The 3090-nt window shown below is 34.7% G+C and carries 5 protein-coding genes; 4 read left to right on the top strand and 1 reads right to left on the bottom strand.

The window, feature by feature from the left end; all coding sequences use genetic code 11:
- Positions 1-210: 210 nt before the first annotated feature.
- The 3 genes from ACY65O_RS07330 (at position 211) to ACY65O_RS07320 (ending at position 1651) form a co-directional block, all read left to right on the top strand.
- Complete coding sequence (locus ACY65O_RS07330; RefSeq protein ID WP_462220202.1) at positions 211-444, top strand: hypothetical protein; 234 nt, start codon at positions 211-213, stop codon at positions 442-444.
- A 75-nt stretch (positions 445-519) separates the two neighbouring features.
- Positions 520-993, top strand: coding sequence for a ribonuclease HI (rnhA, locus tag ACY65O_RS07325; RefSeq protein ID WP_462220201.1), 474 nt, complete (start codon positions 520-522; stop codon positions 991-993).
- Positions 980-1651, top strand: coding sequence for a Dph6-related ATP pyrophosphatase (locus ACY65O_RS07320; RefSeq protein WP_462220200.1), 672 nt, complete (start codon positions 980-982; stop codon positions 1649-1651). Before rnhA ends, ACY65O_RS07320 begins: the two co-directional genes overlap by 14 nt.
- A 50-nt stretch (positions 1652-1701) precedes the next feature.
- On the opposite strand, the gene ACY65O_RS07315 is transcribed toward ACY65O_RS07320, so the two are convergent.
- On the bottom strand, positions 1702-2277 hold the full coding sequence (locus ACY65O_RS07315; protein ID WP_462220199.1) for a DUF6580 family putative transport protein: 576 nt from the start codon (positions 2275-2277) through the stop codon (positions 1702-1704).
- Positions 2278-2571: 294 nt separating this feature from the next.
- Here ACY65O_RS07315 and ACY65O_RS07310 point away from each other — a divergent pair, with 294 nt between their 5' ends.
- Positions 2572-2928 (top strand): YraN family protein, encoded by a 357-nt coding sequence (locus ACY65O_RS07310; protein ID WP_462220198.1) that lies wholly within the window; start codon positions 2572-2574, stop codon positions 2926-2928.
- Positions 2929-3090: the final 162 nt, after the last annotated feature.

The following is a 3090-nucleotide window of genomic DNA, read 5'->3' as shown; positions in this document are numbered from 1 at the left end:
CATACAAAAAGCAAAAACGTTACAGTGTATTTTGATTATTTACCACAGGAAGATCATGCTACCATTACACACCAGGCTATTTTTAATGCACTGAGATTATTGTATCCTTTGAAAAGTAAATAATTTATTCAACGTTTTACTAAAAATCATTAATTAAGTTAGCGTCATCAAAATTGTATTATATTACGACAAAATCAAACAAAAAACAATATGGTGCTTCTTTCAGAATGGAACGATGGTGCTGTTGCACTTATTTTATTGCTGTTTCTCATTCCTGTAGTTATTGTTTTCCTTATATCGCTTTTTTTAGTGCGTCTGTCTCCTAAAGCAAAATATTTTATTGATAGTACAAAAAAAGAAAAACCTGTTTTATACTTTGTGATTCTTGCTTTATTTTTGAGCTTATCTGCTTTCATAGTTTACTGTTTCTTTAATTTTAAATAGTTGCTGAGTAATACTAAAATTATTTTTTCTCCATTAACAGTACAGTTAACTTAGCGCTGAAATAATTTACAACACTTGAGTACAATAAATATTTACACCGATGGTGCAGCAAGAGGCAACCCCGGCCCCGGCGGTTACGGCGCTATATTAATGTGGAATAACCACCGTAAAGAATTATCGCAAGGCTACCGGCTTACCACTAATAACCGTATGGAATTACTTGCCGTTATTACTGCATTGGAAGCTTTAAAAAAAGCAGAACATCCAGTGCATATTTATTCCGACAGCCAGTATGTGGTAAAGGCAATTAGTGAAGGGTGGCTTAACACCTGGATAAAAACAAACTTTAAAGGCGGCAAAAAAAACAGCGATCTGTGGAAACACTATTACGAAATATCGAGACAATTTAAAATTACCATGCACTGGGTAAAAGGTCATGCTACTAATCCTTTTAATAACCGTTGCGATGAACTGGCCACAGCTGCTGCAGATGGGAAAGATTTACTTATAGATGAATGGTACGAAGAGAATGAATATGAAAAAAAATAATGAAGCAAATAAAAATACAGTTTGCAGCTGGAGCGGTGGTAAAGACAGTTGCTTTGCATTAATGCAGGCAATAAAAAATAACTATACCCCATCAGTTTTATTAAACGTTTTAAATGAAGACGGGCAAATATCCCGAAGCCATGGCATACCTGCTGCCATTTTACAATTACAGGCTAAGGCCGCCGGCTTACCCATACAGTTAGTAGCCAGCAGCTGGGCAGACTATGAAACAAAATTTACTGCAACATTACAGCAACTTAAAAATGATTATAGTTTAACGCATGCAGTATTTGGTGATATTGATTTACAAGCTCACCGGGACTGGGAAGAAAAAGTTTGCGCCAATGCAGACCTTACCGCAATATTACCATTATGGCAGCAGGACAGAGAGCAATTAGTTATGCAAATGCTTGATGCTGGTATAAAAACAATCATTGTAAGCTGTAACGAAATAATGGGGCCCGATTTTTTGGGAAGATTGATAGATGAAGATTGTGTAACTGATTTAAGAAGTGCAGGTGCGGATGTTTGTGGTGAGAATGGTGAATTTCATACCCTGGTTTTAGATTGCCCGCTTTTTACAAACCCTGTTGATGTTATAGTTACAGATAAAATACTGCATGACAAATATTGGTTTACAAAGCTGCAGGCAAAATAAAACCTGCCGTTTACAGGGGCAGGTTTTAAAATAATTTATGGAGATTCCTATCAGGCTAACTGTGTATTTGTTGAGAATACAGTTTTCTTTATAAATGCATAAGCACCAAAAAGTAAAGCGGTAAAAAAGAAATTACTCATAAAAGTATTCAGCAGCATATTGCCAAAAAATTCGTTTTTATAAAACGGTATTGCAGCTGTATAACATGCTATTAATCCATTAAATGTTTTTGGGTAATAAGCACCTGTTAACCACATTCCAAAATTAGAAAGTATAAAAAATATTACACCACTCCAAACGCAGGCGAACAAAATATTTTTAGTATTTACTTTTTTAATTTGTGTAGCAAGAAAAGTAATTAATATAAATGCGCCATATACAAAGGTCTGGCTTATATCATAAAAACCCGGTGTACTGGTAAATAATTCAAATAAGATATCGCTCAGCAATAAAGCTCCTAATGGTAAAATAAGTGCGTACTTCTTATTAGTAATTACAGCGCCTCCAAAAATTGCCAGTGATGCAATGGGTGCAAAATTAGGCGGATGCGGAATTAATCTTGAAATTGCTGCTACTAATATCAGCGCCGCTGCCGAAAATATCAATTGCTTATTTTGAGTCTTCATTTGTTATGATTATTTGCAGCAAAAATAAGCAATAATATTTCCCCTGCATCATTTTGTAACTGCAATTATCCTCAGGTTGTTAATTAGTCTTTTAATTCCCAATAACTCCTGGAGGGTCTATAACTCTTGGAGGATTAATTTAAAGAATCTTTGCATTTAAAAGAAAACCCTCCAGAAGTTTTGTATTAACTAACTTTTGGAGGGTTAATTTAAAGAGTTTTTAAATTAGAAAGGAAACCCTCCAAGAGTTTTGCAAGAACCCTACGGTTGTTCCGTTTAAATTATCTTTGAAAAATGGCACAGCATAACCAAACCGGCAGCACAGGCGAAACAATGGCAGTAAAATATTTTACTGAAAATGGCTTTACTCTTTTGCATCAAAACTGGCGGCACAGCCATTGGGAAGTGGATATTATTGCTGCAAAAGAAAATGTGCTGCACTTTATAGAAGTAAAAACCCGGCGTACAAAAAAATTCGGCCATCCCGAAGAAGCCGTTTCAAAAAAGAAAATACAAAATTTAATAAATGCTTCAGAAGAATTTTTATACCAATTCCCTCAATGGAAAAGAATTCAGTTTGATATTCTTTCTATTACCATTTTAAAAAACGAACCGGTAGAATATTTTTTTATTGAAGACGTGTTTTTGTGATTTCGGATTTGCGATTTCTGATTTCGGATTTCCTTAAATTTTAAGTACCCTGCCATTTACAAAAGACCTTTGTAAATCAAAGAAAATCATAAATCCGAAATCCGAAATCTAAAATTTCCCAGCTGCTTCCATCATTTTCTCTACCAGCTTATATGTTGCCGG

This window comes from Ferruginibacter sp. (genome assembly GCF_031430955.1).
In the GTDB taxonomy this organism is placed as follows: domain Bacteria; phylum Bacteroidota; class Bacteroidia; order Chitinophagales; family Chitinophagaceae; genus Ferruginibacter.
The sequence above is the reverse complement of the archived record's forward strand: the minus strand, read 5'-3'. Positions and strand labels throughout refer to the sequence as shown.

Coding starts and splice junctions, on each gene's coding strand:
- ACY65O_RS07310 (WP_462220198.1), top strand. CDS start 2,572: ATGGCACAGCATAACCAAACCGGCAGCACAGGCGAAACAATGGCAGTA.
- ACY65O_RS07320 (WP_462220200.1), top strand. CDS start 980: ATGAAAAAAAATAATGAAGCAAATAAAAATACAGTTTGCAGCTGGAGC.
- ACY65O_RS07330 (WP_462220202.1), top strand. CDS start 211: ATGGTGCTTCTTTCAGAATGGAACGATGGTGCTGTTGCACTTATTTTA.
- ACY65O_RS07315 (WP_462220199.1), bottom strand. CDS start 2,277: ATGAAGACTCAAAATAAGCAATTGATATTTTCGGCAGCGGCGCTGATA.